Origin of the sequence: Prevotella sp. CAG:592 (genome assembly GCF_000436015.1) — a bacterium.
GTDB lineage: Bacteria > Bacteroidota > Bacteroidia > Bacteroidales > Bacteroidaceae > Prevotella > Prevotella pectinovora.
The window spans coordinates 1-6,096 of the sequence record NZ_FR892587.1; the positions used below are offsets into that span (position 1 = coordinate 1).

Consider the following 6,096-nt stretch of genomic DNA (forward strand, 5'->3'; position numbering starts at 1 on the left):
GCAAGCCCTAATGACCGATTTGGGATAATTGATAGCATATACTTACTGTCAACATGAATCAAATACAACTTTACGATTATCAACTCGACATGGTGCAACGGATTGGAGAGGCGTTCAAGACTCGTCAATCCGTCATGGTTCAGATGCCTACAGGCACTGGAAAAACGCACGTACTTGTCAGTGTCGTGAAGAACGAGGAACGAAGAGTGAAGAATCCATGTGTATGGATTGTCACCCATCGTAGAGAGTTGGTATCACAGATTGAGGACACTTTGGTGTCATTCGGAATAGAACCATATTCTGAAGCCAATAAGGACAGTAAGATAAGGGTCTTGTCTATACAATGGCTGACCCGTCACTATCAAGAAATAGAAACATCTCCATCATTGATAGTGATCGACGAAGCACACCATACGTTGGCTAAAACCTATGCAGAAGTCATCAACGCCTGCCCCAAGGCAAAGAAGCTCGGAGTGACGGCAACCCCTTGCCGATTAAACAGAAATGGATTTACTGATTTATTTGATGAGCTGCTCTGTTCCTATACTATCGCCCAATTCATCAAGAATGGCCATCTGTCAGACTTTGATTACGTATCGCTTAATCCCAACAGTGAAGACCAGAAGAAAATCGACGGACTGGAGAAGCGTGCTACTGACGGTGACTATAGCATAGCGGAGATGCAGGATGTGTTGGATTGCAAACCGTCAATCCAAAGACTGTATAGAACGGTGATGGAGTTCGTGCCCAAGAAGAAAGGTATAGTGTACGCCATAAACATTGAACACGCCGAACATATTGCCGAATACTACATGGAACATGGAATTGAGACGGTGGCGATAAGCGCAAACACACCTCTCAATGAACGCCGCACCAATATTGAGAAGTTCAAGGACGGACAGATCCAGATATTAGTCAATGTGGATTTGTTCGGCGAAGGCTTCGACTGTCCGGATGTCGAGTTCGTACAGTTGGCCCGTCCCACGCTGTCATTAGCCAAGTATCTACAGATGGTAGGTCGTGGATTGCGAGTGGCAAAGGATAAGGAGTGCTGCACTATTCTGGATAACGTAGGACTATATCGTCTGTTCGGTTTGCCCACTGCCGAATGGAACTGGGAAGCTATGTTCCGAGGTATGGAGACTGGTAAGGGCGAGATTGACGCAGCAAGAGACCTGTCGCTGAGAAGCATTGACATCATGGATAATGCGGCAACCACACAAGACCAGAATACCGACATGGTAGTCATCGCACGCCATGACCAGCCCAAAGTAAACTTACAGTTGGCAGAGTTGCAGAAGATGTTCCGCAAAACGGCACATTTGCGAAGAATGGGTTCTGGGTATATGGGAGCCGGACAATACATCCGTATCGGTGACAAGATGCAGGGGATGTATAAGACCTACGAAGATGTGCGATTAAATTGGCGGTTGGTCAGCAAGACGGAAGGCGGCATCACGAAATATTATCTGCTGCATGAAGTGAATGAGCGAATGATATACGTAGGAAGGAAAGACCCATGGTCGCCATTGGCGGTAGATGCCAAGGAGCAGTATATGTATAATGCGCAAGGTGCAATGCAAGAAGTGAAGGCTTTGGAACGGGAATATATCACAGGCGAAAAGCGTAGGCAGCCGAGCAATAGCATCCGAAAGGAGATTGATGGAGAAATGTGTCTGGTGACCTATGCCTATTATGCTGTCAACAAGAACAGAGGCAATGACTTCAATAGCAAGGACGCATACGTCTGCGAACATTATATGAATGGTGGATACGCCATCAGCAACAACAAACATCAGATAATATTGGACAATCTGAAGAGTGTGAAGCTTTCAGACGACAACATTGCGGAGGTGGTATTTGTCGGAGAAGAGAAACCAACTTGGGTAAACCTTTACACCATGCAGGAGTTTTATGAACGCCCTGTTGTCGAGCGGGTAGGATTTATGGATATGTTGCGAGTGGACAACAACTATTATTTCTATAAAAACAGAGATTTGACCGGCATCCCGATGTTTGACTGGAGCTGTATTGCCAACGATAGAATATTCCTGTTCTTGGATTTATATGTGATATTGCGAGACCAGCCCGACAAAGTATATTATATGGATGGCGAACGCAGAGGAAGCGACCAATGGTATCTGAAACTGATAGACATTGCCAATCCCAATATCAAGAACTTCAAAGAAGTACCTTCGTCATGGTTGCCGAAACGAAACTGAAAAGAGACCACCTCTTGTCTTCCGTTTCTATTCCTGTTTTCTGAACCGTTTGGAAACGGCGGAATATCCGCAGCGCCGGCATAGGGGTTCCACGGCGGTGTGGCTGGTGAAGCCCTGATAGAGGGCAGTGGCGCGTGGAGAGGCGAGAATCTCGTTGAGGCTGTTGTCGTAGAGATTGCCGAGCGGCATGTCGCCGTTGTGGTCCAGACAGCATGGCACCACCGTTCCGTCGGCAAGCACGCCGATCTGATTGCGCAGCGCATAGCAGAACACCTCTTCCTCCTTGTAGACATCATGCTGAAGGTCGGGCCATTCAAACATGTCGTCGCTTTCCACATACAGGTTCTCTGCGAGTTTCCATCCGTCGTGTCTCTGTGTCCACGGACGAGGCTGGCTGTCGGCAATCATGTCCAGAATAGAGCCGTTCATACGGTTGAACCCTCCCTCGTTCCACAACCGCAACACCACGATGCATCCGCGCTGCGCCGCTTCTTTGGCAAACGCCATCACCTCATCGATATACTGTTCCGGATTATCCTTCCCGTTGCCCTCATGCGAATGCAGCGAAATCTGCAGCTTGTGTGGCAGTGCGTCGAGCAGGTCGCCACGTTGCGCCAGCAGCGTGCCGTTGGTGGTGATAACGGGAGTGAACCCCTTCCGGCGTGCCATCAGGATGAACTCAGGCAGCAGAGGGTGTAGAAACGGTTCGCCCATGAGGTGGAAATACAGGAATCTCACTTCTCCGGCGAGTCGTGTTGTCAGTGTGTCGAATTCGTCAAGCGTCATTGAGTGTTTCTCCCTCGTTGTCTTGGGGCAGAACACACAGTTCAGGTTGCAGACATTCGTGATTTCAAGGTAACATCTGGTAATCATATCGTTTGCAAAGATAATGCAAAAATCCGGATAAGTGAGAGGAATGGGAATTTATTCACATTTCCGAGCGTGAGGATTTTATCTAAACCGAGAGCAATACAAAATGAAAGGCCTGAGACTTTTATTTTTATTGCCGAGGTGCCGCTTATCTTATTCAAAGATAATGCAAACCGAGAGCAATACAAAATGAAAGGCCTGAGACTTTCATTTTTATTGCCGAGGTGCCGCCTGTCTTATTTAAAGATAAAGCAGGTAGAGGATAATTTGCATTCGTTTTTGCATATATGCCTTTTTTTGTAAATTTGCATGCGAAAACAAACAGAACTACAAAAGAACAAATAAATTAAAAATGAAAAATAAATCAAGAAAGTTATTCCTTCTGGTTCTATTCGTGATGATGGCAGCATGCAATGTGTGTGCTGAAAATTATCCTTACCGTAGTGATTTCCTGTGGGTCACCGTGCCAGACCATACCGACTGGCTCTATAAGACAGGCGAGAAGGCGCAGGTGGAGGTGCAGCTGTATAGATACGGAGTGGCGCAGGACGGCGAGGTGACATATACCGTATGCCGCGACATGCTCGACGGCGGTCATACCGGCAAGGCTGTTCTGAAACACGGCAGGGCAGAGGTCGACATTGGCACACGCCGCGACCCCGGCTTCCTCGACCTCAGACTTACAGCCAATATCGGCGGCACTACGACAACACACCATATTAAAGTGGGCTTCTCGGTGGATAACATCCAGCCCTACACCAAAGAACCATCCGACTTCATGACCTTCTGGCAGAAAGAGCTTGACGAGCTGAAGAGCGTGCCCCTCAGCTACACCATTGATCCTGCTCATGAATACGACACCGACAAGGCAGATGCCTATCTCGTGCGCCTCGAAGTGAACAGACAGGGACAGTGCATCTATGGCTATCTGTTCATCCCCAAGGGCCACATAAAAGGCTCGTGCCCGGTGGTGCTCTGTCCTCCGGGAGCAGGCGTGAAGACCATCAAGGAACCGCTGCGCCACCGCTATTATGCCGACAGCGGCTGCATACGCTTCGAAACGGAGATTCACGGGCTCGACCCGAGGATGAGCGACCGGCAGTTCAAGGAGATAAGCAACGCCCTCAACACCGGTGCCAATGGCTATCTGTGTCAGGGATTGTATTCGCGCGATGATTATTATATGAAGCATGTCTACCTCGGACTGGTGCGTGCCATTGATTTCCTTACCTCTCTGCCTGAGTGGGACGGAAAGAACGTTGCCGTGCAGGGTGGCAGCCAGGGCGGTGCGCTGAGTCTTGTGGCGGCGGCGCTCGACAGCCGTGTGACGCTCTGCTGCGCAAACCATCCGGCTCTTGCCGACATGGCGGCCTACCGCGAGAAAGGACGCACGGGCGGCTACCCTCACATGCAGCGCATAGGGGTGCTCAACGAGCAAACGGAGAAGACGCTGCAGTATTACGATGTGGTGAATTTCGCACGCCACATCTCCTGTCCTGTACGTATGACATGGGGGTATAACGACAACACCTGTCCGCCGACAACCAGCTATGCCGTATGGAATGTGCTCCGTTGTCCCAAGTCTTCGCACATCACTCCCATCAATGAGCATTGGACCAGCGACGCTACCGAAAGGGAGCATTGCGAATGGATTCTTTCAAATCTCATTAAGTAGGTGTAGGGGGTAAAATCTCACATTGAAACGGCCTAATGACCGTTTGGGGGTTAAGGATGCCAACAAGGCAGGACCTGCTGTCTTAAGGGCAAAACTACTTTATGCCGACTGAGGTGGAAGAGTTGCCACCACCTGAATTAATAAAAAACTGCAAAAATGAAAAAAAACTGTCAGATTGTCTGGTTTTTTGTTGTAATATTCTGACATCCAGCCAGTTGGCTGTTATCCAACTGTCAGCCAATTGTCTGGATGGTTTGCTTATGTCAGATGTGAGGAATTCATACGACAGGAATTGCATGCGTTGGTAGAATCCAGGGAAAAGGAATAGGAGTACTACAAAATGAAGATATTGGGCATGTGTCTGCCAGCAATTCTGCCCAACAGGGGCAAGCACCTTGCCCCAGTTGGGTAAGCACCTTGCCCCAGTTGGGCAAGCATGCTGCCCAAAAAGCAATCACTGTGTTCTTGTATGAATTAGAGTGTAGTGTGGAGATGACGATGCAAACGTTTGCATCGTTTTTCCATGCGTTTTTCACTTTTCGGATTATTTACATATTTAATAAGTTCCTAACTTTGCCAACGCTAAAGAGTCAATAAAAAGGGCAGTCTTTGGGATTACGACTGGAATGATATGAGATAACAATAGGTTATAGTTGTCTTAAGGTAAGTTTGTTAGCGCGAGACAGTCTATAGGAGCTTTTGCGGATGCTTTTCCCCCCAAAGGACTCTTGTAGATTGTCTCTTTTTTTATCCCTACTTGCTTATAATACGGATATTTTGCCTAAATTTGCAAAGGAACATTATATGTCGGTAAATAAGCAATAGTGATAACAGTAAAAAAAGAATATGAAAAACAGAATTACAGAACTTTTCGGAATAGAATATCCCGTGATACAGGGAGGAATGGTGTGGTGTAGCGGTTGGCGACTGGCTGCCGCAGTGAGCGAAGCCGGCGGACTGGGACTCCTCGGTGCGGGATCCATGCATCCCGAAACGCTTCTCGAACATATACGCAAGATGAAAGAGGCTACCCGGAAACCATGGGGCATCAACCTGCCGCTGATGTATCCGGAGATAGACACTCTGATAGACATGATAATAGCCGAGGGGGTGAAGATAGTTTTCACCTCGGCAGGCAGTCCTAAGAAATATACCGCCCGCTTCCATGCCGCCGGCATCAAGGTGGCACACGTGGTGTCGAGCAGCAAGTTCGCAGCCAAATGCGAAGAGGCCGGCGTAGACGCCGTGGTGGCAGAAGGCTTCGAGGCAGGAGGACACAACGGCAGGGAGGAAACCACCACTATGGTGCTCATCCCGCAGGTGCGCCGC

Annotated in this window: 4 protein-coding genes; 3 read left to right on the forward strand and 1 reads right to left on the reverse strand. The window is 48.6% G+C overall.

Annotation, left to right across the window (positions count from 1 at the left end):
- Window positions 1–53 precede the first annotated feature (53 nt).
- Entirely contained in the window at window positions 54–2,222 is a 2,169-nt protein-coding gene (locus tag QVO99_RS06610) for a DEAD/DEAH box helicase (protein WP_022316817.1), read from the forward strand.
- 27 nt (window positions 2,223–2,249) lie between these two features.
- Here the strand turns inward: QVO99_RS06610 and QVO99_RS06615 are convergent, their stop codons facing one another.
- Window positions 2,250–3,095: a radical SAM/SPASM domain-containing protein gene (locus tag QVO99_RS06615; RefSeq protein ID WP_022316818.1), complete on the reverse strand. Its 846-nt coding sequence runs from the start codon at window positions 3,093–3,095 to the stop codon at window positions 2,250–2,252.
- A 349-nt stretch (window positions 3,096–3,444) separates the two neighbouring features.
- Here QVO99_RS06615 and QVO99_RS06620 point away from each other — a divergent pair, with 349 nt between their 5' ends.
- Both QVO99_RS06620 and QVO99_RS06625 read left to right on the forward strand, forming a co-directional pair.
- Window positions 3,445–4,767 carry an acetylxylan esterase gene (locus QVO99_RS06620; RefSeq protein WP_022316819.1) on the forward strand — a complete coding sequence of 441 codons (1,323 nt, stop codon included), beginning with the start codon at window positions 3,445–3,447 and terminating at the stop codon, window positions 4,765–4,767.
- Window positions 4,768–5,613: 846 nt separating this feature from the next.
- The coding region (locus QVO99_RS06625) for an NAD(P)H-dependent flavin oxidoreductase (protein ID WP_288177018.1) at window positions 5,614–6,096 on the forward strand (483 nt) is incomplete at its 3' end.

Bases quoted from the DNA above. Each gene is read 5' to 3' on its own strand.
- QVO99_RS06610 (WP_022316817.1), top strand. From the start codon at position 54: ATGAATCAAATACAACTTTACGATTATCAACTCGACATGGTGCAACGG.
- QVO99_RS06615 (WP_022316818.1), bottom strand. From the start codon at position 3,095: ATGATTACCAGATGTTACCTTGAAATCACGAATGTCTGCAACCTGAAC.
- QVO99_RS06620 (WP_022316819.1), top strand. From the start codon at position 3,445: ATGAAAAATAAATCAAGAAAGTTATTCCTTCTGGTTCTATTCGTGATG.